This is a genomic window from Azospira inquinata, from assembly GCF_018905915.1.
Classification (GTDB): domain Bacteria; phylum Pseudomonadota; class Gammaproteobacteria; order Burkholderiales; family Rhodocyclaceae; genus Azospira; species Azospira inquinata.
On record NZ_CP064782.1, the window covers coordinates 81,342 to 104,005 of the forward strand.

The following is a 22,664-nucleotide window of genomic DNA, read 5'->3' on the forward strand; positions in this document are numbered from 1 at the left end:
GAGCTTTCCCTGCCCGCTCCAGGAGAATTTGCCTCCCAGCAGCAGAGCGGAAAGGCAGATAGCCGTTACGTAATATTCTTCTCTATATAGCGAAAGTCAAGCCAAAACCGGGCAAGTTCCGGATTTGCCCTTCTGACACCGGCGCCGCCACGGTCAGGCCCCGGCGGGCAGCACCCGGATACCCGGGCCCAACACCGCCACCAGGCGCCGCTTGATGCCCCCCAGGGTATGGCTGGCCAGGGCGCAATGGGTGCAGGTGCCGCTCAACCGCAGCCGCACCACATCCCCCTGGATAGCCACCAGGCTCACCTCTCCTCCGTCCGCCGTAATCCAGGGACGGCATTCGTCCAGCACGGCCAGAATCTGGGCCCGGCTGGCGCTCAGGTCCCGGGGCACATAATCGGCGGTATCCGCCTCGCTTTCCCAGGCAGGCCCCCAGTCCTCCCGGTCCCCGGCGGAAACAGGGGAGAGAGGGGGCTGGAAGGTCAGGGGTTTAGAGGAAGAATCCATGAGCTTCTCCTGTGGGGTTGGGGTGCCGGTCCGCCTTCTCCCGGGGCCCAGGGACAATGCCCTCGGCCCGGGGGGCGAACCATGACAGATCAGGAGGCAGCAAGGCCTATGCCATGGGGCCTAAGGGGTTCTAAACAGGGCGCTTTTTTTACCCCCCGGGACAGCGCCCGACCATTTTCCCTTTTCCTGGGCCCCATTCCGTTCTTTCCAGAACATTTTTCCGAAAAGAACGCACACATCGGAACGGCCCAAGGCCCTACCCCGGCCAGGTTCAGGCAGCAGGCTCCCAGGGGGCCGGGGCCTCCCTATCCCAGCCAAGCCCCGCGGTCAGGGGAAAAACTGGGGCCTTGGTCTGCCAACGCCCGGAGAAGGCACGGAGCTTGCGTTTCCCGGAGGGGGCCGCGCCGCAACCGGGGCGGGCCCTCCCGTCCGGGGCGGGCTTTGCTGGCCCTCCCCGGCCCCGAACTTTATCTGGCCCCTCACCCTATGCGGAACACAAGCCTGAAATGCGGTCTGCTCCCCGGCGAATCGGAACCGGTGGTGCGCCGCCTCAATGAACCCCTCCGGGCCTATCTGGAGCGCCAGTTGGCCATGCCGGTGGAACTGGTGGTAGGCAAAAGCTATGTGGCTACCGGGGAAGCCCTGCGCCAGGGCCAGCTGGATCTGGCCTACCTGGGGCCGGTGACCTACATTCTGCAAAGCCGCCGGGCGGGGCTCACCCCCTTCGCCCGGCCCACCCATCCCCGCACCGGCCCCACCTTCCAGGCCGCCATCATCGTGCCCCAGGACAGCAACGCCCAGACCCTGGCAGACCTGAAGGGCAAGGAAGTGGCCTTTGGCGACCAGGCCTCCACCTCCGGCACCTGGGTACCCCGCTATCAGCTCCTGGAAGCGGGTCTGGTGGCCGGGCGGGATTACCGGCGCCTGGCCCTGGGGGCCCACGACGCGGTGGTCCAGGCCGTGGCCCGGCGCCAGGTGGCGGCAGGCGGCCTGAGCCTGCCCATTTACCGGCGTCTGATGGAAGAAGGCCGGGTGGAAGCCCGGGAGACCCGAATCCTGGCGGAATCGGAGGCCATTCCCGAATACATGTGGACCTTCCGGGAAGGCCTGCCGCCCCATCTGCAAGAAGCCATCCGCCAGGCCTTCATTACCCTGGGGGACCCGGCGGCCCTGGCCGCCTACCGGGCAGAAGCCTTTATTCCGGCGGTGGACCCGGACGTAGATCGGGTGCGGAGCTGGATGGAAGTGCTGCTCCAGGCCCGACTCAGCACCTCCCCCCTGCCATGGCTGCCCTCGGAAGCAGTGATCGGCTGGTCGGCTAAGGAGGAAGACGCCCGTTCCGCCACTAGCCCCTCTCCTGCGCCCTGAATCCTGAGCTTTTGAACCTGATCCCTGCGCCAAACAATTATTTCCTTACCCCCCGGAGAACCCCATGTCTGTTGAATCCGCCAAAGCCTATATCGAGCGCATGCGGGCCGACGAGCCCTTCCGCCGCACCATCAACGACTGCGAAGACGAAGCCGCCAACTGGGCCTACCTCAAGGAGGCGGGCTACGATTTCGATTTGCAGGAATTCAAGGAAGCCCAGGAGCTGATTTACCAGGAATACGGCATTACCCCCATGTAACAACAGGCTTCCCTTCCCTACCGCCGGGCGCATGCCCGGTTTTTTTATGCCCCGCGCCAGGCCATCACCGCCCCCGACACGCCCCCAAACCGGAGACAAAAAAAGCCCGGTGACAAGCACCGGGCTGGCAAGTGGCCGACTATCGAGGGGAATCGATCAGGCGGCGGCAGCGGCCTTGCCGATGATGGCTTCGTCATCTTTTTGCATGATGCCGAATTCCATGAGCAGGTCTTCCAGCTCTTCCATGGTGATGGGGGTGGGAATAACCCCGTTACCCTTGTTGGCATGGACCTTCTGGGCCAGGGTCCGGTATTCGGCGGCCTGGGAGCAGGTGGGGTCATATTCCACCACGGTCATGCGGCGCAGTTCCGCGTGTTGCACCACGTTATTACGGGGCACGAAGTGGATGAGCTTGGTGCCCAGCTTATGGGCCAGGGCGTCCGCCAGTTCGTACTCCTTGTCGGTCTTACGTTCGTTGCAGATCAGGCCGCCCAGACGCACGCCCCCCGCATTGGCGTACTTCAGAATGCCCTTGGAGATGTTGTTGGCCGCGTACATGGCCATCATTTCCCCGGACATAACGATGTAGATTTCCTGGGCCTTGTTTTCCCGGATGGGCATAGCGAAACCGCCGCACACCACGTCCCCCAGCACGTCGTAGGAAACGTAATCCACATCTTCATAGGCGCCATTTTCTTCCAGGAAATTAATGGCCGTAATCACGCCCCGACCGGCGCAGCCCACGCCGGGTTCCGGGCCGCCGGATTCCACGCACTTGATGTTGCCGAAGCCCACCTTAAGCACGTCTTCCAGTTCCAGATCTTCCACCGCCCCCGCATCGGCGGCCAGGGACAACACCGTGTCCTGGGCCTTGGCGTGGAGAATCAAACGGGTGGAGTCGGCCTTGGGGTCGCAGCCCACGATGAGGATCTTTTGCCCCATTTCGGAGAGGGCTGCCAGGGTGTTTTGGGAGGTGGTGGATTTACCGATACCGCCTTTGCCGTAAAACGCGATTTGCCGTAAAGATGCCATGATGTTGCTCACTCCTTGGTTCCAATGGTCGGATGACGTTCCCGCCGGCCCCGCTGCCCGCCGAAGGAAAAGCGCCGCTTAGCGAAGGGTGTGGGCCGGACGGCGGGCCCTTTCCCCTGCCGGCCGAAGCCACTCTCCTTGGTGCCCCTATAGGCAAGCCCCATGCCAAAGCCCCTATCTGGGGTAAGGATTTTCCCTTTTACGGCTCGCAAACCACTGAAAACAATGGTTTTCATAAGTCACAAGACAAGGCTTCGCCCGTCTTTCCCGGGTTTCCTTCCCCAGCCCGGGCGCCCCGCCGCCCCCCGATCCGTTCACCGGGGAACAAATCCTTAGGCTTCGTGCATTTGCGTACGGGAAAGCCATGTCAAAAGCCTGAAAGGCAGGATTCCCGTCCCAGACTGGCCCGGGGATGCCCCGCCTCTCCGTCTTTCCTTTTCCCCGCGCCCCTGGCTCCCGGCCCTTTCCCCCATAGGGCCCCAGGCCCCCCTATCAGGACAATTCGGTGCAAGCCCCCGGCCCCGGGTACGGATCGGCACAGTCATGACAATCGGGTTCCCATTCCCGGGGAAGCCCCCTCCCCACGCTGCCCCGGCCCCTGCGCACGGTTATTGCTAAAAACGGATCATCCCGCCGGAATGGCCTGTTTCCCTGGCCCCCGGCCCACGTACAGGAGTGTTTCCATGTCACCGTCTTCCGCACCGGTCCCCTCCTCCGAGGGAGAGCCCTTTTCCCAGACGCCGGAGCTGGCCGCCCTCTATGAAATCGGCAAGGTTCTCAGCACCACGCCGGACCTGGCCGCCAGCCTGCGGCAGGCCCTGGGACTCCTGCGGGAAAGCACGGGGGCCTTAAGCGTGGCCCTGATCCTCCAGCCCGGCCCGGGGGAACTCCAATGCCACGTGAGCGGCGCCCCCGATCTGGCCCTGCTGGGGGAACTGCCCCCGGGGGAAACCTGGGCCCGGGCCCTGCCCGGCCTGGAACAGCCCCACCAGCTCCTGGCCACCATCGCGGTGAACCACAACCCGGTGGGCTGGCTGGTATGCCGCTATGCCGCAGCCCCGGACCAGGAGCCCACCCTGCTCAACCTCACCGCCACCCTCATCGGCCAGCAGCTTTCCTACGCCGGGCAGGCTGCCCACGGCTGCCGCAATTTGCAGGAGCGGAGCCGCCGGGTGAGCCGCCAGATCGCCTCCTGGGGCCAGTTGGAAGGGCTGGTGGGCACCTCCCGGGCCATGCAGGAAGTGTTTTCCGACATTCTGCGCATCGCCCCCAAGGCCGAACCGGTGCTCCTGGAAGGGGAACCGGGCACGGGCAAGGCGGCTGTGGCCCGGGCCATCCACGGCCTCTCCCCCCGGCAGAACGGGCCCCTGGTGGTGGTGGATTGCCACGACATGCCGGAGGAAGTGCTGGAGCGCCGCCTTTTCGGCCCCCGGGACGGAGCGGCGGAAGGGGCCTGGCAGCAGGCCCTGGGGGGCAGCCTCTTTCTGGACGGCATGGGGGAAATCGGCCTCACCGTGCAGACCCGCATCCTGGCCCTGCTCCAGGCCCAGGAAAGCCCCAGCCCGGCGCCTCGGGACGATCTGCGCCTGATCGTCGCCACCCACCGAAATCTGGAAGGCTTGGTGGTGAGCGGCCGCTTCCGGGCCGACCTCTATTACCGCATCCACGGGGAAGCCATCCAGCTCCCCGCCCTGCGGGAACGCCGGGAAGACATCCCGGTCCTGGTGGAACAATTCCTCCACCGCTACGGCCAGACCCACCGGCGCGCCCTGCGCCTGGAAGGCCAGGCCCTGGGAGCCCTCTACCGCTGCCAGTGGCCGGGCAATGTGGCCGGCCTGGAAAGCTGCCTGGAACAGGCCGCTGCCCAGGCCCAGGGAGACACCATCCGGGCCCTGCCCTGCGGCACCCGCCACTGCCAAGCCGCCGCCCGGCGCCCCCCCACCGACCACCAGGAAGCCCTGGCCGCCCCGGCGGCGGAAAACCAGCCCGACGCCACCCCCCAATTGCCCAACGCCGGGCCAGAAGCCAGCCCGGACGCCTCCGGCACACCAGCCCAGGAGGAAGCTCCCGCCACCAAAAACGGCGACATCATCGACCGCCAGAGCGTCCTCTGGGCCCTGGAAAAATGCGGCTGGGTCCAAGCCAAAGCCGCCCGCCTCCTCCACATCAGCGCCCGCCAAATGTGGTACGCCGTGCACAAATACGGCATCCAACTCAAAAAGCTCTGATTCTTTCCCCAGAACCTGGGGGGAAAGCTGGGGATAAGTCCGGATTTCCCTGTCGCGTCAGGGGTATGACGAGGCGATTAAAAATTACACACTCCCCCAAAAAAATGAGAGCATCTCTTTTTTGAAATTTGATTGCGAAGTACTGCAAGCGGTCACAAGCCGCTAGTAGTCTAGCCCATAGAATTCATATGTAATGTGTATAATATCTTTATCACATTTGATATTTTTTGGTCAGCGGAATATTCGCCAAGGCCAGCAACCTAAAAAATTAGGTATTTAGACATAGCAATTAAACAATAACTAACGCCAATTTTAAATCCCCCAATTTAAGCTGTCCATATTTTATGATTTTGTTATCAAGGAGCACCAAATAGCATGACAGAGAATTCCTTCATAACGTCACACGATGACCAGCACGCAATTGTTATCCCAATTGAAAGAGAAGCGTTAGGCGGATTTATAGGAAACCTTCTCGGCCGGCCACAGACAATCGAAAACGCAATTTCCGGGAACTTTGATCTAGGCCGGGAGCATATCGAGAATATATTCCACTTAGTCGACCAACGAATTCGCCAGCAAAACAGAGGGACGTTAATCCAATTCACTGTAACCGTTGTGTATGCCGATGACTCATCAGTACTTTTAAATAGTTTAGAAGACTTTATCAACTATCGCGAAGTCCGCCCACAGATATCCGTTTCCGCCGATTTATCATGGACATACTTAATTCAATTTGAGGACAAACCAATTCCTGAAAAACAAGTTATTGAGCTATCCATTCTCACTGAAGGAATAAGGCCAACTGACCCTATAGCGATATTTTTACGCCCCCGGCTTCGAAAAGCCCGGAGTAATTTTATTATTAGAATTCAGCACACCGCAAGGAGTTGGGGGGTGGACGTCGAGCACCTTCTTATGGGGCAAATTAAATCTTGGATTCACAACGAACCTTGGACAAAAAGAATATTTTATCAGAATTCTGGATGGGTTGCGATTTTCTTCATGTTACTCCTTTGGGGTCTAGGCTGTTGGGGAACTTATGAGGTAACTGAGCACCTCTTAAATGCGGTAAGAGAAACTGTGGATGCAGCTAAAGCGCTGTCAACCGAACAAAAGCTCGACCGCTTGATAGAATTTACTATTAACTCGCCAATAGAGAAAATAAGAGCCTACAAAGTCACAGGTTACATGGGCAGCTTATTTATCGGTACTTTTCTTGGAATCATAATTGGCACCCTAGCTGACAATCCTCCACAGAACTATCTTGTTCTATCAGAAGAATCAAAAAAAGCGAGAACGGAATCGCTAAAAGAACGTACCCGTAATTGGACCTATTTCGTACTTTCAGGGATAACAGCAACGATTGCAGGCGTATTATCGCGTTACATTTTCTCATTAATCTTCGGAGAATAGAAATGCAAAACGCCGAAAGCATAACAATAATGCTTTCAAATCGTAGCAAAATGCAATAACAAATACTGATTAATTCATATATTCAAAAATGATAATTACTCCTCTCGATCTACATCTTTAAAGTCACCCCACCTTCGGAAATATCATCCCCGCATCTCCCCGCTCCCCGGTAAAGACCTGTCTTAAGCCGGGAGCGCCCAGTTTTTCCTCCGGGTCTAGTTCGGCCACCTTGTCCAGAGCGGCCAGGGATTCCTGATCTTCCCCCAGGCGGGCTAGGTTGTAGCTGTAGGCGGTGAGGGATTGGAGCCAGAGGCGGGTGTAGGCGTGCCAGTGGCGAAAATCGGCCATATCCGGGGTCACCTGGCGCCAGTCCCGGGGAAGGTGGAGCTGGTCGGAAAGCCATTCCAGGCAGGCCAGGGCCCAGTGGGCGGCATCCCGGCAGCGGCGCCGGTAAAAATAAAAGCGGTAGGCCACAATACGTACCCCCAGGAAATCCGGGGTTTGGTCGATGATGCCCCGCACCAGAGCTTCCGCCGTTTCTGACTCTTCCCAGTGGGCGAAAATTTCCTTGAGCTTTTCCCGGGTCTCCGGGGGCAGGTTGTAGGCGAAGTGGTAGCGCTCCAGGCTGGCCGTGGGGCCGGGGGCGGGGAAATCGGACTTAGGCATTCGGGTAAACCTCATTGTTCATGGGAGACCGACCCTAAGCCGGTCTCCCACCAGATTGATAACAGTCACCAGACTCCCAGTCCCAGGATCAGGGCCGAAGCTTCCCCGTATTCAAAAAGAGGGAAGGCGGTAACGATTTCCAGCGTCAGACCCCCACCCCCAGGGGGACGGCAGCCACCCACCGGCGCTCACCAGGGCCCGGGGCAAGGCCGGGTTTCCGGTCGTCATGGCGCCCGCCCGGGGGGCTGGCCCCCTTCCGCCAACAGGGAAAGGTGGGTCACCCCCGCCGCCCCCAGGCGCCCCAGCAGGTCCATCACCCGGCCATAATCCAGGCCCCGGTCCCCCCGCACATAGACCACCAGCTCCGAATTGGCCCGGGTTAGGCCTTCCAGGCGGGCCACCAGGGCCGGGTAGTCCAGGGCCTGCCGGTCGAGAAAGAGCCGCCCGTCCCCGTCCAGGCTCACCACCACCGGAGCGTGGGGCGCGGGCAGGGGCTGGGCGGCGGTTTTGGGCAGCTTCAGGGGCACCTGGCTCATCATCATGGGGGCGGTGATCATGAAGATGATGAGCAGCACCAGCATGACGTCGATAAAGGGGGTGACGTTGATCTCCCCCCGCAGTTCCCAGGAGGGGGGCATCCAGGACGGTTGGTCGGGGGTCATGCGGCGTTCCTCACCGGTTGGCGCCGGGGCAGCTCGGCCCGGCGGGCCAGGCGGCCAATGGCCAGCCCCAGGCGCCGGGCCAGACGGCCCATATCCGCCGCCTGCTTGTTGTAGGCCACCGCCGCCGGGATAGCCGCCAGCAGGCCGATGGCCGTGGTGCTCAAGGCTTCCGCAATGCCCGGGGCCACGGTGGCCAGACGGGTATCCTGGGCCAGGGCAATGCCGGTGAAGGCGTGCATGACGCCCCACACGGTGCCGAACAGGCCAATGAACGGCGCGGCAGCGCCGATATTGGCCAGATAGGGCAGACGCCGCTCTGCCACCAGCCAGAAGGCCCCCAGGCTTTCCCCCATGGCCGCCGCCAGGCGCTGGCGCCGTTCCCCCTCCCCTTCCCCGGCCGGACCATGGTGCAGTTCTTCCCGCCCGGCCCGGATCAGGGCCTGGCAGAGGGGACCGCTGTCCGCCCCGGCCTCCAGCAAGCCCTGGTCCGCCAGGGCTTCAAAACACCGGACCTGGCGCCCCAGGCGGTGGAGCAGCCAGGCCTTTTCCAGGATGATGGCCCAGCCCCCCAGGGAACAGGCCAGGAGCAGAATCAGCACCCCCTGGACCAGGGGCGTGGCCTGGAGAAACAGGGCAGTGAAGGAAAAATCCACCGGCGGGGTCATGGCAATTCCTTTCCCAAACAAGGCGTGCAAAGCGTTAAGGGCGGGCCGGGGGCTTGGCGCTGTTGAGGAGATAGCGGGCCTGGGCGACGCTCAAATCCCGGTGATAAAAGGTGTGGAAATATTCCCGGGTGACCTGTACCAGGTCGTAGTGAAAGCGCCGGGGATAGAGGAGCTGGGCCAGCCACAGGGTCCCGACAATGCGATTGGTGCCCGGGGGCCGGTCGAACCAGCTAAAGGGCAGCCAGGGAATCTGATAGACCCGGCCCCGGCGCACCGCCGTGAGCTGCTGCCAGAGGGGGCCCCGGGTCACGGCCCGGTAGGTGGGCAGCCCGGCGGCCGCATTCACGGTCCAGGTCAAGATCACCTCCGGCTGCCAGACCAGGAGCTGTTCCATGGACACCTGGGAAAAGCCCTCGTCCGGCACATTGGTGACCCGGGCCACGTTATCCGCCCCCACGTAATCCAGCATCTGGCTGTGGCTGGAGCCGGAAGGATTGGTGGCCAGACCGTCCGGGTTTTCCGCGTAATAGACCCGCACCCGCTCCCGGGCCGGAATGGTCCGGGCCTGGGCTTCCAGGGGCTCCAGATAGCGGCTCACAAAGGCGCTGAGGCGGGCGGCCTGGGCCGGGCGTTCCAGCACCTGACCGAGAAAGGCGAAGGCCTCCCGATAGCGGTGCATGTCCTGGCTCACCAGCAGCACGGGCAGCTTGAGCTTTTCCTGGAGCCGTTCCGCGCTATCCACCCCGTTGGGGGTGGCTTCCAGAATCACCACTTGGGCGTGGAGATTGAGCACCTCCTCGTCGGAAAAGCGCATGCCGCTGTGGGGCACCGCCTTGCCCTGGTAAATGGAGGGGCCGAGAAAGGCCTTGGCCTCCTCGCTTAAGGGATAGCTGTTGAGCAGGGCCTCCGGCGCCACGGCCGCCACCATGGGCAGACAGTGGCCCACCGCATAAACCCGCTGAATGTGGGCGGGCACGGTCACGGAGCGCCCCCCCATATCCACCACCGTGCGGGTTTCCTGGGCCCGGCCCGCCAGGGCCCAGAACAGCCCCACCGCCAGCACCAGGGCCCCAGACCAGGGGCCCATCTTGTTCCATTGCCGCATCGTTTTTCTCCTTTTGGCCTTTCATGGCGCCCGACCGGGGGCCGGGCGCCGATCAAGGCTTAGAAACTCAGGGTCAAGGAAGCCCGCAGGGCCCGGGGTTCCCCCAGGAAGGCGGTGCCGGACTGGCCCGGGGTGCCGCCCCAGCCGGCGTTAATGCTGGCCCAGTAGCGGGTGTCGGTCACATTGGTGAGCATGACCCGGCCCACCACCTTGTGCCCGGCCAGGGCGGTTTCGTAGCGCCCGCCCAGGTCCAGGGTGGTGTAGGCCTTCGCCCAGGTGCTGTTTTCCGCATTGGCGGCCCGGCGCCCCACGTAATGCACGTCGCCCTCCAGGGTCAGGCCGGGCACGGCGGCCAGCCGGTATTCCCCCAGCAGGGTGCCCTGAAGCCGGGGCACCCCCATGACGTTTTTGCCCTCGGTAGCGCTGGAAGCGGTGTCGTCCATGCGGGGATTCAGGTAGGTCAGGTTGCCCAGGACCGTCAGCCGGTCCGTCACCAGACCCTTGACCCCCAGTTCCAGGCCCTCATTCACCTGCTGGCCGGCGGTCTTGAAAACGTTATCCGTGTCCGTGTAGGCAAAGGGCCGTTCGATCCGGAACAGGGCGGCGTTCCATTCCAGCCGGTCCAGGGACGCCTTGTAGCCGAATTCCCATTCCTTGCTGCGGAAGGGGGCCAGGGATTGGCCTTCGTTGGCGGTGCCCACGGCAGCGGTGGCCCCGGGTTCGATGCTATCCACGTAGGTGGCATAGACCGTGGAAAAGACCTGGGGCTTGAACATCAGGCTCAGGGAGCCCCCCCATTCCCCGTCCTTGTAGTAGGTGCCGGTGGTGGCGCCCTTGGCGGACCAGTTGTGTTCGGCGATCCAGCTTTCGTTGGCGGCCACCAGGGCGGACCAGCGCTCGTCGAAGTGGAGGGTGTCGGCCAGGATCAGGGACTGGACATGCACATTGGAGGCTTTGTACTTAGGCCCCATGCCGCCCCAACCCGGGTCGTTGTAGGTGACCGGATTGGCAAGACTGCCGTAGCCCAGGGTCAGGGCCGCCCCGCTGCGCAGGCCCGGAATGGTGTAGGCGTCCGTGTCGTACCCCGAGGTGCCCAGGCTCAGTTCATGGCCCACGCTGCCGGTCTGCACCTTGCCGTTCAGGTACAGGTAATGGCTGTACACCCGGGCCTCGCTGCCGGACTGGCGGTAGGTGGTCTTATAGGTGCCGGAGGCGGAAGTCAGGGTATTGGTGATGAGATTGTGGAAATCCCGGGTGGCCAGCTGATCCATGTAGGCCCCCTTGATCTGCCAGTCCGAGGATAGCTGGTGGCGGAAGGCCAGTTCCGCCAGATCCGTGGTGGAATCCACGCCGCCGAAGGTCTGGCCGTAGCCGGAGCGGCTGGCATCCACCGCATCCGGCAGCCCGGTGGTCTTGGAATAGGAAAAGCCCCCGGGCAGGCCCCGCTGGTCGAAAACGTAATGGCTGGCCTTGGCCTCCACCACGGTCCGGTCGCTGAGGCGGAAATCCAGGGCCACCCCGACCAGGTAGCGGGACTGGTTGCTGCCGCTCACATAGCTTTCCCCGTCGGCTCCCAGCACATTGATGCGGTAGCCCAGGGCCCCCCCTTCCCCGACCCGGCCCCCCAGGTCCAGGCGGGCCCCCAGGTTGCCGTTGTCCGTATAGAACACCCCGGCTTCCCGCAGGGGGGTCTCCGTGGGCCCCTTCAGGGTGGCATTCAGGGTGCCAGCGGCGGGGGCCGGGCCGTAGAGGGCGGAAGCCGGCCCCCCCAGCACTTCCAGCTTTTCGTAAAGTTCCTGGGGCAGGGCCGTGTCCGCCCGCACATTGAGGCCGTCGATACGCACGCTGCCCGCCGAATCATCCGCCTGCATGCCCCGAATGACGGGGGGACCGAATTCCAGGCCCAGATGGCCCTCGATATAGGTGGAGGGCAGGAATTTCACCGTTTCGCTAAAGGTGTCCGCCCCGTAGTTACGCAGCAGGTCCCCAGACACGCTGCCCAGGGAAAAGGGGGTATCCACCGCCTTGCGATTGCCCAGGGGGCCCATATCGGCTTCCCCGATCCGGTAACCCTCTTCCGCCTTGCCCGTGGGCAGGGGCTTTTCCCCCTGTACCAGGACGGGGGCCAATTCGCCGCCCCCGGTCGCCGTTACCCCTTCATCCGCCGCCCATCCGGAAGCGGCATGGAGCCCCCCGACCAGGGAAGAGAGGGCCAGGGACATTCCCCACTTATGTTTGCTGTTCATGAGCCATTCGTCCTTCGTTGGTTTTCTTATGGGGCAACCCGCCGGATTGCCGCTGGGAACGGGCCTGATCCGCGGGCCCGTCTGAACCTGGAATGGCAAGGCCCGTGCCAGGGCCAAATCCTTCACGGGGAGGAACATTCGCCCCTTCCCGTTCCCCCATGTACGCTTTTGGCCCGGGTTGGCCGGGGGCCGGTGTTCCCCTGCGTACGGAAAGCCCCGGCTGAGTACGCTTTGGTGGGGGACAGTTCTCAGGCCCTAGCGCCCAAAGAAAAGCCCCGCCAGGCGGGGCCAAAACCACAGGAGATCGCCGCCCCAAAGCAGGCGGAAAACCAAGGGCCAAGGCCCTAATGAAGACTGAAGACCACGGGCACCACCACCCAGGCGGCCACCCGGCGGCCATTCTCCATGGCCGGGCTGAAACGCCATTTTTCCAGGGTATCCAGGGCCGCCTGATCCAGCAGGGGGGAGCCGGAGGAGCGGAACAGGCTGACCCCGGTTACTCGGCCCTCTTCGCTGATCAGCACCTTGAGCTTGACCTTGCCCTCCGTTCCTTCCCGTCGGGCCAGGGGCGGATAGGGGGGCACGGGGGCGGTCAGGGCGTAGGGTTGCTGGGTTTTGCCCCCCGTTCCGACGGAGCTGCCCCTTTGCCCGGTGTCCCCGGAACTAGGGCCCCCCTCCCCGGCCTCGGCCACGGGCGCCCCATGGCCCGACTCCGCCGTAGGGGCGGGCCCGGGGCGGGGAGCCGCCACCGTGCCCTGGGGGCTGGCGCTGGCATGGATCGGGGTAGGAAGGGGCGCCCGGGAGCGGGGAACCGGAATCGGCGGGGTATGGGGATGAAGGTGGGCAAGGGGCGCCTGAGCCCATCGGGGAAGGGGGTGAGCCGGAGGGGATACCTTAGCCGGGGCAGGCTCCCCGGCCGGAGCCTGGCCCAGGGCCACCTCAATGACGGGGATGGGCTTTAGCTGGGGAGGCTGGCCCCGCCAAGCCAGGGTCGCTCCCAGTAGCAGGCCATGGGCCAGCAAGGAGCCCCCCAGGGCCCAGGAAAAAGCCCAGGAATCCTCCGGGCTGGGTAGGGGACGGTAGATCAGGGTATCCATGGGTTTTCTCCTTGCTGCCAAGCCCACCGGGCTTTCAGGCTTCTGCCACCAGAGGCACGCAAAAACGCCGGGCCGGGCCCGGCGGCTGATCCAGATCCAGAATGGCCGCCTCCACCCCGTAGGTTTCCCGCAGGTAGGGCGCCGTAATCACCTCCGCCGGGGTGCCCAGGGCGTAACGTCCGCCCCGCCCCAGCACCAGGGTGCGGGAGGCGTAAAGCAGGGCATGGTTGGGATGGTGGGTGGTCAGAATCACCCCCAGGCCCCGGTCCACCGTAAGGCGCCGGATGTGGCTCAGGACCCGGGTCTGGTTGCCGAAATCCAGATTGGAGGTGGGTTCATCCATGACCAGCAGCCGGGGTTCCTGGACCAGGGCCCGGGCAATGAGCACCAGCTGCCGTTCGCCGCCGCTGATTTCCGTGTAGGTGGCGTCCGCCAGATAGCCCATGTCGAACTGGGCCAGGGCGGCGGCGGCCCGTTCCATATCTTCCCGGGAGGGGGCGGCGAAGGGGCCCAAATGGGCCACCCGGCCCATGGCCACCACATCCAGCACCTTGAAGGGAAAGGGCGGGGTATGGGCCTGGGGCACATAGCCCACCTGGCGGGCAAAGCGCTGGCGGGACCAGCGGCTGACGGATTCCCCCTCCAGAAACACACCGCCTCCCAAGGGCCGGAGCAGCCCCAGTACGGTTTTGAACAGGGTGGTTTTGCCCACCCCATTGGGGCCCAGGAGGCAGAGCAGTTCCCCGCCCTGGAGGGAAAAGGACAGGGGGCCCAGTACGGGCGTCCCGCCGTAGCCGCATTCCAAATTCCACACATCCAGCATAGGACCTCCTAAGCCCAACCCCGCCGGGTATGGACGAGCAGGTAGAGAAAGAAGGGGGCGCCGATGATGGCGGTAATAATGCCCAGGGGCACTTCCACGGGAAACAGGCTGCGGGCCAGATCATCCACCAGCAGCAGGAACAGGGCCCCCATCACCGTGGCCACGGGCATCAGAATGCGGTAATTGGGCCCCACCAGCAGGCGGCTCAGATGGGGCACCACCAGGCCCACCAGGCCGATGACCCCGCTGATGGCCACAGCGGTGGCGGTCATCAGGGTGGCGCAGAAAATCACCAGCCAGCGCAGGCGCCCCGTATTCACCCCCAGGGCCCGGGCCTCCTCATCCCCGAAGGCGAGCACATTGAGGCGCCAACGCAGGGCCAGGAGCACCGCCAGCCCCAGGCCGAAGGGCACGGCGGCCACGGTCAGATCGTCCCGGGTCACGGCGGCCAGACTGCCCATGAGCCAGTAGGTAATGGTGGGCAGGGTGTTGTAGGGATCGGCCACAAATTTGATCAGGGAAACAAAGGCGGTAAATAAGGTGGCCATGATGACCCCGGCCAGAATCATTACCAGCACCGGCTCCCCCCGCCGCCCCAGCACCGCCCCCACCCCGTAGGTGCAAGCCACGGCCAGCAGGCCGAAGGCAAAGGCGGTGAGCTGCAAGCCCACGCTGTTGAACGCCAGGAGAATGGCCAGGGCGGCGCCAAAGCTGGCCCCGGCGGAAACCCCCAGAATGCCCGGGGACACCAGGGGATTGCGGAACAGGCCCTGGTAGGCGGCCCCGGAGGCGGAGAGAGCTGCCCCCACCAGCATGGCGGCGAGAATGCGGGGCAGGCGAATGGAGAACATCACCGTGCCCATTTCCCCCGCCCCCTCTCCTCCCGCCCCGCTCCACCAGGGAAAGAGGAGCTGGCCGACCCGGGCCAGGGGAATGGGATAGCGGCCCACGGCAAAGGAAAGGACAAAGGCCAGGGCCAGGAGTCCCAGCAGCAGGCCCAGACGCCAGCCATCTCCTAGGACCGGACGGGGGCGGGCAGGAGCCAGCTTGCCCAGGGTGGAACAGGAGGCGGATGCAGTCATGGGGATTCCCGGAAAATCCGGCCTCAGCCAGGCCGGTGTCCCTCCCCTACCGCAAGCTTCATACCATCCGCCCTACCCCGCCATTTTCCGCCTGGGACGGGCTTCTCCGGAAAAAAAGGGGGGACCGGGACGTACAAAGGGGCGGGATGGGTGTACCAAAACGCACAATGGCCGGGGAGCGGAGGCTTCCGGAGACTTCTCTTCCCAGGGGCGACTTGGTCGGAAAGGGAGGCCTTTTATGAAACCCAAACCAATGATTTTTAACTTATTTTTATAGCAAGGCAGAGGCCAAAGGGGAGAATTTCAGCCCATTGGCATCCAGCCCAGCCACCAGCACGGAAATTGCATAGCCGGAAAGGTCCAAGACCCTCCTATTTTTTCCCATGACCGAATATTTCCCCTGGAGTGCCGATATTTCCGTCGGCATTGAAGAAATCGACGCCCAGCACAAGGTGCTCATCCACATCATTAACGGCATCTACCAAGCCATTGTGACCCAGGCCCCCCGCCAGACGACCGGCGCATTACTGGAAGAATTGGTGCAATACACCCACGTCCATTTTGCCGTGGAGGAAAGCCTGTTCCGAATTACGGATTACCCAGCCTACGAGGGTCACAAGGCCATCCACGATCAGTTAAAACACCAGGTAGAGGATATCCGGGCCAAGTTCCAGCGGGGGGAAATCGTGGCCGATCTAGCCCTCATGGATTTTCTCAAGCAATGGCTGGAACACCATATCAAGGGGGAAGATAAAACCTATGTCCCCCACCTGCTCCAGGCCGGTTTGGCAAAAAAATGGGCTAAAACTTCCTGGATCGGCAAAATCTGGGGCAAATAACCAACAGGTAATGCCCGCCCCCAAGGCACCGGAACCGCCGTTGAGGCCCCCTAGAAGGGGCAAGGCTGGGCAGTCAGCTCCTTGGCCGCCTGGGGTCGGGGTAAGGGGGCCGCCAGCCCCCCATCCACGTACATCCGGCCTGTGTGTGCATAGGCCACCAGCAGGTCATGGGCCGGGGTGCGGCCCTGGGCCAGGTATTCGGCCAGGGGGTCCAGGGCGTGGGCATCCGCCAGCCCATGCCGCACCAGGGCCCGCCCCGCCCGGGCCAGAACCAGGGCGGCGCCGTGGGCAATACGGGACTCGGCAAAGCCCCGGGTGGCGGCCAGCTGATGCAGGGCCTTGTCCGGGGTATCCGCCTGACCCACCAAATCCTCCGCCAGACAGACCCCAGCCACCAGATGGCAACAGGCTTCCAGAAGGGTCAGGTCGGTGAAGGCGTCGTAGGCCTTGAATTCGATGCGCCCCTCCTCCGAAGGCAGGCGGGCGGCCCCCATGAGGGGGGAGAGGCGCCGATCCGCCGCCGAGCCGAAGCATTTGGCCGAGGGGCGGCGCCAGGTGCGCTCAAAGGTGCGCTTGGAAAGGCCCTCCCAGGGTTTGCCCGCGTAAAAAGGGGAACTGAAGCTGAAGGGCACCATGAAGGGGCTGTAGAAGGTCAGGCGCCGGGTGGCGGCGAGACAGCGCCCGCCGTCCCAGTCGGGAAAGGAGACATTGATGTCCGGCCCGTAGCTTAAGGTGGACACCCCGGCTGCCCCGTATTCTGGGTGGGCGTCCCGGCAGGCCCGCTCCCAGGCATTCAGAGGGGGCGAAAATTCGTAGCGGGGCGTCACCGGATTAAAACCCACCAGGCTCAAATGCAAATCCCGCTGGGCCAGCCGGGCGGCCAGTTCGGCCTGGATGTCCAACAGGCAGGCGCTGGCCGCTGCCACGGAAGATCGGGGCGGGGTGCGGATTTCCACCCCCTTCACGGCCAGGCGGGAAAAATTGCCCGCCCCGTCAAAACGCTCATCCCCTTCCAGATACCAGTAGCCCGCTTTAATGCCCAGGTCCCCGGTGGCCAGGGAAGGATCGTCCCGCCCCGGCTTATGGGCGAGAAAATCCTCCAGGTCAGGAAAATCCAGGTTGGTGAAATCCCGGATGCGCCCGTCTCCGTCGTGGAGCAGGTATTCAAACTCGATCCCCAGTTTCATGGAAATCTCCTTCCTATAGACCGGTGGTGCTCATAGCCAGGTGACAAAATCCCCGGGGGCCGGGTCTGGCACCGGGGTCGGCTCCCCCGGGGCGGGCAGGGAAGACGGGGTGCCCACATAGAGAAAGCCCACCAGCCGCTCCCCCTCCCCCAGCCCCAATTCCCGATAAAGCTCCGGAGCCTCCATAAACCAGCCGGAACGCCAGACGGCGCCAAAGCCCAGGGCCCGGGCCGCCAGTTCCAGGGCGAAAACGGTGCACACCGCCGCATAACGCTGATCCGTTTCCGGCACCAGCTTGTGGGGCCGATGCACGGCCACCACCCCGATCACCAGGGGCGCCCGGTGGGGCATGGCGGGGGCCCGCTGAATCAGCCGTTCAGACTGGCCACCGGCCACGGCCGCCCGGGCCATGGCCTGGCCCAGCCGGTCCAACCCCGCCCCCTGGGCGAGAAGAAAGCGATAGGGCCGCAGATGGCGGAAATCCGGCACCCGCAGGGCAGCCCGCAGCATCTGAGTCAGCTGGCATTCATCCGGCCCTGGGGCCACCAGACTGTGGTGGGAACGGCGCTGGAGCAGCAGGTCCAGCCCGGCCGGATTGGGGGTAATTTCCGGGGGCGCCGCCCTGTCGCTAGGCACCCTTGCCGCTTGTCCCCGGCTGGCTGAGGGGGGTAACACTTCCCCCCTTTCCACTTGCGCCCGACCCCCTGAAACTCCCGGATTCTCCACCCCTTCCACCTCTGCCGCCCTTGCCCCTGGGGCCCCGCCTACACCGGCCATAAACCCGTCTCCTCAATCCGCAGTCCCCGCCGCAGCCGGTCCCGGATGTCCATCATGGCTTCATCCAGCTTTTCGATCCGCACCAGGTTTTTTCGTTCCTCCGGGCTGGTGGTCAGAATGTCCGCGATGCCTCCGTTGCGGATCACGATGCGCTGCTTGCCCCGCAGGGCCAGGAGGGGGTCGTGGGTGGAAATAAAGACAATCTTTTCCCCCGTTACCAGGAGTTCCAGGGCCCGCTTCCGATCCACCCCGGCGTTTTCGATTTCGTCGATGAGCACAACGGGAGAGGCGCTCAGAAGGGCCACATCCGCAATCATCAGGGCCCGGGTCTGGCCCCCGGAGAGCTGGGTGACAGAGACTCGGGGGGAAAACTTTTCCCCGGTGAGCTGATTGGCGCAGTCGATCACCCGAGCCGCCAGGGCTTCCGGCTCCGGCACCATGCGGCAGCGGGCGTGCATAGTGATGAAATCATCCACCTTCAAATCCACCACGAAATTCATGTTCTGGGAAAGCTGGGCCACCAGTTTCCGGTCCAGGGAAAAGCGGGCCTCCGGGGTGGGGGGCTGGCCGTTAATGAGGATAGTGCGCCCAGTGGGGGTATCCCCCTGGGCCAGACATTCGATGTCCCCCAGCAGACGGCTCTTGCCCGAGCCAGTGGGGCCGACGATGCATACCACGTCCCCCGCCTTGACGGTAAGACGGCGCTCCTCCGGCCGTCCCTGCTTGTCCCGGCCGCCGACCAGAGTCAGTTCGGCCACCGTTTCCCAGCGCCCCGCCTGACGGGCCAGGGTGGCCACCTGGTCGATGAGGCGCCCCATGTGGGCCAGCATCTGCTCCCGCTCCATGCCCGCGTCGGACACATCCTCATCGCTCAGGGCCGCCAGCCAATCCCCCACCCGTCCCCGGAAGGGCACCCGGTTCAAGCCCACGGAGGCGAGAAACTCGGCCACACAGGGCTCCTGGCACACCAGGGTTTCCAGGGGCTGCACCGCCAATTGATCCAGTTCCATCTCAAGCTCCCGCCGGGGCGAAGACCATGTGCTTCACATTGCCCCGCTTATGGGTTTCGCCGATGGCCGTTTCCCCCACGCAGTAGGGGCAAACGGCGGAAGGCATGGGAAAGCGCAGCCGGGCCCCTTCCAGGGTGGCGGTCTCCGGGGCCTGGCCCAGGTGGTAAGCCACTTCCATGGCCCCCTGGCCGGTGATGCCGTTGCAGAACATGGCCCGGGCCCGGGGATTGGCCAGGCGCACGTGGTAGGCGAACACCTCCCGCTCCACCTGGGAAACGATATCCCCCTTGGTAATTACCACCAGATCCGCCAGACGCAGCATGGGACCGATTTTCCGGGGGGTATGGACCCCGGCCAGGGCATCCACCACACACAGGGCCAACACCCCCTCAATGTGGGGGGAACAGCGGTTGCAGAGGCCGGCGGATTCGGTCATGAGCACGTCAAAGCCCTGCTCCAAACCCCAGGCCAGGCAGGCATCCACATTGGTAATGAAGTAATGGTCCGGGCAAAGGCCCCCGGCCAGACCCACCTGGACCGGAATGCCGGCCTGGCGGTAAAGCTCGTCATCCCGGGTGGACAGGGCATCGAATTTCACCACCCCCACCTTCTGGCCCTGGCGCCCCAATTCCTCCGCCACCCGGAGCATGACCGAGGTTTTGCCCACGGAAGGGGAACCGGCCACCGTCATTACACGCATGGTTGCACCTCCTGGGGTTGCCGGGCTCGAGGGGGAGAGGCGGGGACGGGGCATGTTTTCCCGCCCACCCCTTGGGGAAATGGGCTCTGCCCCCCGAACATCGCCGCCTCCTGACGCCGCCCCCAGGCCCGGAAAAACCGTTCCCCGGCGGCTTTGCCGTAGGCGGCCAGATCATGGCTGCGGACAAAATCCCAGCCCGGCCAGCGCAGCCGGGCACCCTCGGGCAATCCGGCGTAAGCGGCGGCTGACGCCGGATAACAATTACGCCCCAGCTCCCGCCCCAGGGCGGCGCCGGTCAGATAGTGGTGGAGGGGCGCCAGCCGCCCTTCCGCCCCGGGCTGGACCATGTAGCCGATGGGCATGGCCAGGGCCCCATCCTCGGGCCAGACCACCTGGGCCCGCTGCCGGTGGGGGCAGAGTTCCGCCTGGAGCCAGGGCATGATGGTGATAGCCCCGGTTTCCTCGCTACTGGAGCCCACCCGCTTGGCGCTGCGGATATTGTGGAGCAGGTGTTTGACGTTGCCCCCAAAGGCATCCAGGGCATTGAAACCGAAAGCCTGGGCCAGGAAGAGCAACAAATAGGTGTTGAAATCCCGGTAAGGCCCCTGGTCCCGGGGGCGCCAGCCGCCAAACACGATGGCGTCTTCGTAGCAGGGTTCCAGCAGATCGGCCCAAACCCGGGGCACGGGCCGACCGCCGAGCTTATGCTGATCCACCAGAAACACCTGGGGCACCAGGGAAAAGAGCCGGAATACCCTTTCCGGATCAGGCAGCCCGGCGGCCAAGCAGGCAGGATGCTGGGGCGGCAGGGGGCCCCAAGCCCCCGGCCCGGGGGCGTAATGGGCCATCAAGGCCGGATTCAGCACATCCGGCCCCCAGGGGCTCACCAGCATGGCGGGCAATTCCTCCGCCCCCCGGGCGTCCGCCAGGCGGTTAAAAAGCCCGTACCACTGACCACCGGAGAGAAAGGCACAGTTGAGAGCCGGGCCGCCCCCCTGGCGGACGTCCTTCACCACCCCATCCAGGCCCGCTTTGAAATGGCGCCGCAGGGGCAAGGGCATGCGGCCAAGAAAATCCAGATCCCCCAGGGACGCCCCTTGCCAGGGTGTGGATAGCGACATCAGGGGTTGCAATTGCCCGTTCATCCCAATTTCCTCCATTCGCCTCCCCCGCCCCCAGCACCGGCTGGGACGGGAGAGCGCTAACCTTCCCTAGCCAATTCAATGCCAGGCTGAAGGAATGGGTGGGGAAATAGGGGGAACGGGACATGTCTCGCCCCTCGGAGCGGGGGAAATGGAACGGGTGCCATGCCGCCACCTCCAGACGCCAAGTCACCCCCAAAACACGGGACAAGGCCCGGATACTCTGTTTTTCCGAGGAAAAAACCAGACCCGGCCATCCGCCCCCCGGGACTAAGGCTGCGCTTCCTCCGCCAATATCTCCCCCGAATCATTCCAATTCAGAGCATAGCCATGGGATTCCCAGCAAAATACCGCCCTGCCCCACCCCCATCCAGAGCAAAAAAACGTTCCGAACGGAACATCTTGGCAACCCAAAGTACTAGAAGGGCCGCTTCCGGCCCCCCCGGGAAACTAGGCATTCCCCCTTGGAAATAACCTGTCCCCTCCCTTTGTGCCCCGCCTGCCCCCTATCCACCAGCAGTGTCTAACGGTGGCGGAGCTCCCGCACCACGATAATCAGAAGATTCCAGGTCAGCACCTCCGCCTAACGCGCCCACTCAAGAAGCCAGCCTGGACCGCCACATTGGCCCCCAAGCGACACTAATCCAAGCAAGGGCCCGAGCCGATCTCTCCGAAAACGGAAGCATAAGCATCGTAACCAGCAAACTCGGAGCAAATAACCAGATCGGAACTCCTGTTGTAAAACAAGAAAGAACAAGGAAACGCGAAGGGAATTAGTGGATTTTTTACCGAGCAGGAATTCAACGCGCCCATTTCCGAAAAATAGGCAACAAAAAGCCCAGCACTCTTACGAAATGCTGGGCTTTTTGCATGCACAACCGTGCAAAATTTGGGGCGACATACCGGAATCGAACCGGTGACACCTGGAGCCACAATCCAGTGCTCTACCAACTGAGCTAATGCCGCCATTGAAACTCGTGGCGCGCCCGGCGAGACTCGAACTCACAACCCACGGCTTAGAAGGCCGTTGCTCTATCCGGTTGAGCTACGGGCGCTGGTTTTGTTCGCCGGGAAAGGCACTCTAGTAGCTGCCTGACTTGGTCGGGGTGACAAGATTCGAACTTGCGACCCTCTGATCCCAAATCAGATGCGCTACCAGGCTGCGCTACACCCCGAAGGCTGCGCATTGTACACAGCCCACCTCCCCGGGTCAATGATTGGGGGAAGAATTTTTTCCTCCGGGAGGGAGTGCTTGCGGGTAAGATGCTTTTCTGCTATTAAATCGCATTTTTCCAACGGACCTTCACGAACATGGCTGAAGAATTGCTCCAGAAAAATTTCACGCCCTACGTCCCCAAAAAGGGCGAGGAATACATGAACAGCAAGCAGCTGGCGCATTTCCGTAATATCCTGACCTCCCTGAAGCAAGGGCTGATGGCGGATATCGAGCGCACGGTGCACACCATGCAAGATGAGGCCACGGTTTTTGCCGACCCCAATGACCGGGCCAGCCAAGAAACTGATATCGCGCTGGAATTGCGTAACCGGGATCGGGAACGCAAGCTGATCAAGAAAATTGACGAAACACTGGCCCGCATCGACGCCGGGGATTACGGCTATTGCGACAAGTGCGGGGAAGAAATCGGTATTAAGCGGCTGGAAGCCCGCCCCACGGCCACCCTGTGCATCGATTGCAAAACCCTGGAAGAACAACGGGAAAAGCAGGTCGCCAAATAGGCACCGCCTGCTCCGCCCCACAGCGCGGCCTTGGCCGCGCTTTTTTATTGTCAGAAGGGGGCAGCCACCACTGAGCCACACCAACCCCGTAGCGCGCCCTTGCCGCCGTTTCTAGG

21 protein-coding genes and 3 tRNA genes are annotated in these 22,664 nt (G+C 63.4%); 6 read left to right on the top strand and 18 right to left on the bottom strand.

Annotation, left to right across the window (positions count from 1 at the left end; genetic code table 11):
- Nucleotides 1–153: 153 nt before the first annotated feature.
- Entirely contained in the window at nucleotides 154–510 is a 357-nt protein-coding gene (locus Azoinq_RS00365) for a NifU family protein (RefSeq protein WP_216128003.1), read from the bottom strand.
- Nucleotides 511–996: 486 nt separating this feature from the next.
- Between Azoinq_RS00365 and phnD the strand changes: the two genes are divergently transcribed.
- Entirely contained in the window at nucleotides 997–1,878 is an 882-nt protein-coding gene (phnD, locus tag Azoinq_RS00370; protein WP_216128002.1) for a phosphate/phosphite/phosphonate ABC transporter substrate-binding protein, read from the top strand.
- Between the two features lie 64 nt (nucleotides 1,879–1,942).
- The gene (locus Azoinq_RS00375) at nucleotides 1,943–2,137 is read left to right on the top strand and encodes a Nif11-like leader peptide family natural product precursor (RefSeq protein ID WP_216128000.1); all 195 of its coding nucleotides are present in this window, start codon (nucleotides 1,943–1,945) and stop codon (nucleotides 2,135–2,137) included.
- A 156-nt stretch (nucleotides 2,138–2,293) separates the two neighbouring features.
- Here Azoinq_RS00375 and nifH read toward each other — a convergent pair whose 3' ends face one another.
- Nucleotides 2,294–3,169: a nitrogenase iron protein gene (gene nifH / locus Azoinq_RS00380; protein WP_216127998.1), complete on the bottom strand. Its 876-nt coding sequence runs from the start codon at nucleotides 3,167–3,169 to the stop codon at nucleotides 2,294–2,296.
- A gap of 683 nt (nucleotides 3,170–3,852) precedes the next feature.
- Between nifH and Azoinq_RS00385 the strand changes: the two genes are divergently transcribed.
- Nucleotides 3,853–5,397, top strand: coding sequence for a sigma 54-interacting transcriptional regulator (locus Azoinq_RS00385; RefSeq protein WP_216127996.1), 1,545 nt, complete (start codon nucleotides 3,853–3,855; stop codon nucleotides 5,395–5,397).
- Between the two features lie 375 nt (nucleotides 5,398–5,772).
- Nucleotides 5,773–6,810: a hypothetical protein gene (locus tag Azoinq_RS00390; RefSeq protein ID WP_216127994.1), complete on the top strand. Its 1,038-nt coding sequence runs from the start codon at nucleotides 5,773–5,775 to the stop codon at nucleotides 6,808–6,810.
- Nucleotides 6,811–6,933: 123 nt separating this feature from the next.
- Here Azoinq_RS00390 and Azoinq_RS00395 read toward each other — a convergent pair whose 3' ends face one another.
- From Azoinq_RS00395 to Azoinq_RS00430, 8 genes are all read right to left on the bottom strand, one after another.
- Entirely contained in the window at nucleotides 6,934–7,476 is a 543-nt protein-coding gene (locus Azoinq_RS00395; protein ID WP_216127992.1) for a hypothetical protein, read from the bottom strand.
- Between the two features lie 224 nt (nucleotides 7,477–7,700).
- A complete protein-coding gene (locus Azoinq_RS00400; protein WP_216127991.1) occupies nucleotides 7,701–8,138 on the bottom strand; it encodes an ExbD/TolR family protein in 438 nt (145 codons plus the stop codon).
- On the bottom strand, nucleotides 8,135–8,803 hold the full coding sequence (locus tag Azoinq_RS00405; RefSeq protein ID WP_216127990.1) for a MotA/TolQ/ExbB proton channel family protein: 669 nt from the start codon (nucleotides 8,801–8,803) through the stop codon (nucleotides 8,135–8,137). Before Azoinq_RS00405 ends, Azoinq_RS00400 begins: the two co-directional genes overlap by 4 nt.
- Before the next feature lie 34 nt (nucleotides 8,804–8,837).
- On the bottom strand, nucleotides 8,838–9,908 hold the full coding sequence (locus Azoinq_RS00410) for an ABC transporter substrate-binding protein (protein ID WP_216127989.1): 1,071 nt from the start codon (nucleotides 9,906–9,908) through the stop codon (nucleotides 8,838–8,840).
- A 59-nt stretch (nucleotides 9,909–9,967) separates the two neighbouring features.
- On the bottom strand, nucleotides 9,968–12,154 hold the full coding sequence (locus Azoinq_RS00415) for a TonB-dependent receptor (RefSeq protein WP_216127988.1): 2,187 nt from the start codon (nucleotides 12,152–12,154) through the stop codon (nucleotides 9,968–9,970).
- Between the two features lie 344 nt (nucleotides 12,155–12,498).
- Complete coding sequence (locus Azoinq_RS00420; protein WP_216127987.1) at nucleotides 12,499–13,251, bottom strand: energy transducer TonB; 753 nt, start codon at nucleotides 13,249–13,251, stop codon at nucleotides 12,499–12,501.
- Nucleotides 13,252–13,285: 34 nt separating this feature from the next.
- Nucleotides 13,286–14,074 (bottom strand): ABC transporter ATP-binding protein, encoded by a 789-nt coding sequence (locus Azoinq_RS00425; protein ID WP_216127986.1) that lies wholly within the window; start codon nucleotides 14,072–14,074, stop codon nucleotides 13,286–13,288.
- Between the two features lie 8 nt (nucleotides 14,075–14,082).
- A complete protein-coding gene (locus tag Azoinq_RS00430) occupies nucleotides 14,083–15,156 on the bottom strand; it encodes a FecCD family ABC transporter permease (RefSeq protein ID WP_216127985.1) in 1,074 nt (357 codons plus the stop codon).
- A 383-nt stretch (nucleotides 15,157–15,539) separates the two neighbouring features.
- Here Azoinq_RS00430 and Azoinq_RS00435 point away from each other — a divergent pair, with 383 nt between their 5' ends.
- Nucleotides 15,540–15,995 (top strand): bacteriohemerythrin, encoded by a 456-nt coding sequence (locus tag Azoinq_RS00435; protein ID WP_216127983.1) that lies wholly within the window; start codon nucleotides 15,540–15,542, stop codon nucleotides 15,993–15,995.
- A 50-nt stretch (nucleotides 15,996–16,045) separates the two neighbouring features.
- Here Azoinq_RS00435 and Azoinq_RS00440 read toward each other — a convergent pair whose 3' ends face one another.
- The 8 genes from Azoinq_RS00440 to Azoinq_RS00475 form a co-directional block, all read right to left on the bottom strand.
- The gene (locus Azoinq_RS00440) at nucleotides 16,046–17,182 is read right to left on the bottom strand and encodes a glutamate-cysteine ligase family protein (protein ID WP_216127981.1); all 1,137 of its coding nucleotides are present in this window, start codon (nucleotides 17,180–17,182) and stop codon (nucleotides 16,046–16,048) included.
- Nucleotides 17,183–17,212: 30 nt separating this feature from the next.
- Entirely contained in the window at nucleotides 17,213–17,818 is a 606-nt protein-coding gene (locus Azoinq_RS00445; RefSeq protein ID WP_216127979.1) for a nitroreductase family protein, read from the bottom strand.
- A gap of 128 nt (nucleotides 17,819–17,946) precedes the next feature.
- Nucleotides 17,947–18,969, bottom strand: coding sequence for an ATP-binding cassette domain-containing protein (locus Azoinq_RS00450; protein WP_216127977.1), 1,023 nt, complete (start codon nucleotides 18,967–18,969; stop codon nucleotides 17,947–17,949).
- Nucleotide 18,970: 1 nt separating this feature from the next.
- Nucleotides 18,971–19,669: a GTP-binding protein gene (locus tag Azoinq_RS00455; protein WP_216127976.1), complete on the bottom strand. Its 699-nt coding sequence runs from the start codon at nucleotides 19,667–19,669 to the stop codon at nucleotides 18,971–18,973.
- Complete coding sequence (locus tag Azoinq_RS00460; protein WP_216127975.1) at nucleotides 19,660–20,814, bottom strand: ABC transporter substrate-binding protein; 1,155 nt, start codon at nucleotides 20,812–20,814, stop codon at nucleotides 19,660–19,662. Before Azoinq_RS00460 ends, Azoinq_RS00455 begins: the two co-directional genes overlap by 10 nt.
- Nucleotides 20,815–21,701: 887 nt before the next feature.
- Nucleotides 21,702–21,777, bottom strand: a tRNA-His gene (locus Azoinq_RS00465).
- 12 nt (nucleotides 21,778–21,789) lie between these two features.
- Nucleotides 21,790–21,866 (bottom strand) — tRNA-Arg (locus Azoinq_RS00470).
- 43 nt (nucleotides 21,867–21,909) lie between these two features.
- Nucleotides 21,910–21,986 (bottom strand) — tRNA-Pro (locus Azoinq_RS00475).
- Nucleotides 21,987–22,122: 136 nt separating this feature from the next.
- Between Azoinq_RS00475 and dksA the strand changes: the two genes are divergently transcribed.
- On the top strand, nucleotides 22,123–22,548 hold the full coding sequence (gene dksA, locus Azoinq_RS00480; protein WP_216127974.1) for an RNA polymerase-binding protein DksA: 426 nt from the start codon (nucleotides 22,123–22,125) through the stop codon (nucleotides 22,546–22,548).
- Nucleotides 22,549–22,664 lie beyond the last annotated feature (116 nt).

Coding starts and splice junctions, on each gene's coding strand:
- Azoinq_RS00365 (WP_216128003.1), bottom strand. CDS start 510: ATGGATTCTTCCTCTAAACCCCTGACCTTCCAGCCCCCTCTCTCCCCT.
- phnD (WP_216128002.1), top strand. CDS start 997: ATGCGGAACACAAGCCTGAAATGCGGTCTGCTCCCCGGCGAATCGGAA.
- Azoinq_RS00375 (WP_216128000.1), top strand. CDS start 1,943: ATGTCTGTTGAATCCGCCAAAGCCTATATCGAGCGCATGCGGGCCGAC.
- nifH (WP_216127998.1), bottom strand. CDS start 3,169: ATGGCATCTTTACGGCAAATCGCGTTTTACGGCAAAGGCGGTATCGGT.
- Azoinq_RS00385 (WP_216127996.1), top strand. CDS start 3,853: ATGTCACCGTCTTCCGCACCGGTCCCCTCCTCCGAGGGAGAGCCCTTT.
- Azoinq_RS00390 (WP_216127994.1), top strand. CDS start 5,773: ATGACAGAGAATTCCTTCATAACGTCACACGATGACCAGCACGCAATT.
- Azoinq_RS00395 (WP_216127992.1), bottom strand. CDS start 7,476: ATGCCTAAGTCCGATTTCCCCGCCCCCGGCCCCACGGCCAGCCTGGAG.
- Azoinq_RS00400 (WP_216127991.1), bottom strand. CDS start 8,138: ATGACCCCCGACCAACCGTCCTGGATGCCCCCCTCCTGGGAACTGCGG.
- Azoinq_RS00405 (WP_216127990.1), bottom strand. CDS start 8,803: ATGACCCCGCCGGTGGATTTTTCCTTCACTGCCCTGTTTCTCCAGGCC.
- Azoinq_RS00410 (WP_216127989.1), bottom strand. CDS start 9,908: ATGCGGCAATGGAACAAGATGGGCCCCTGGTCTGGGGCCCTGGTGCTG.
- Azoinq_RS00415 (WP_216127988.1), bottom strand. CDS start 12,154: ATGAACAGCAAACATAAGTGGGGAATGTCCCTGGCCCTCTCTTCCCTG.
- Azoinq_RS00420 (WP_216127987.1), bottom strand. CDS start 13,251: ATGGATACCCTGATCTACCGTCCCCTACCCAGCCCGGAGGATTCCTGG.
- Azoinq_RS00425 (WP_216127986.1), bottom strand. CDS start 14,074: ATGCTGGATGTGTGGAATTTGGAATGCGGCTACGGCGGGACGCCCGTA.
- Azoinq_RS00430 (WP_216127985.1), bottom strand. CDS start 15,156: ATGACTGCATCCGCCTCCTGTTCCACCCTGGGCAAGCTGGCTCCTGCC.
- Azoinq_RS00435 (WP_216127983.1), top strand. CDS start 15,540: ATGACCGAATATTTCCCCTGGAGTGCCGATATTTCCGTCGGCATTGAA.
- Azoinq_RS00440 (WP_216127981.1), bottom strand. CDS start 17,182: ATGAAACTGGGGATCGAGTTTGAATACCTGCTCCACGACGGAGACGGG.
- Azoinq_RS00450 (WP_216127977.1), bottom strand. CDS start 18,969: ATGGAACTGGATCAATTGGCGGTGCAGCCCCTGGAAACCCTGGTGTGC.
- Azoinq_RS00455 (WP_216127976.1), bottom strand. CDS start 19,669: ATGCGTGTAATGACGGTGGCCGGTTCCCCTTCCGTGGGCAAAACCTCG.
- Azoinq_RS00460 (WP_216127975.1), bottom strand. CDS start 20,814: ATGAACGGGCAATTGCAACCCCTGATGTCGCTATCCACACCCTGGCAA.
- dksA (WP_216127974.1), top strand. CDS start 22,123: ATGGCTGAAGAATTGCTCCAGAAAAATTTCACGCCCTACGTCCCCAAA.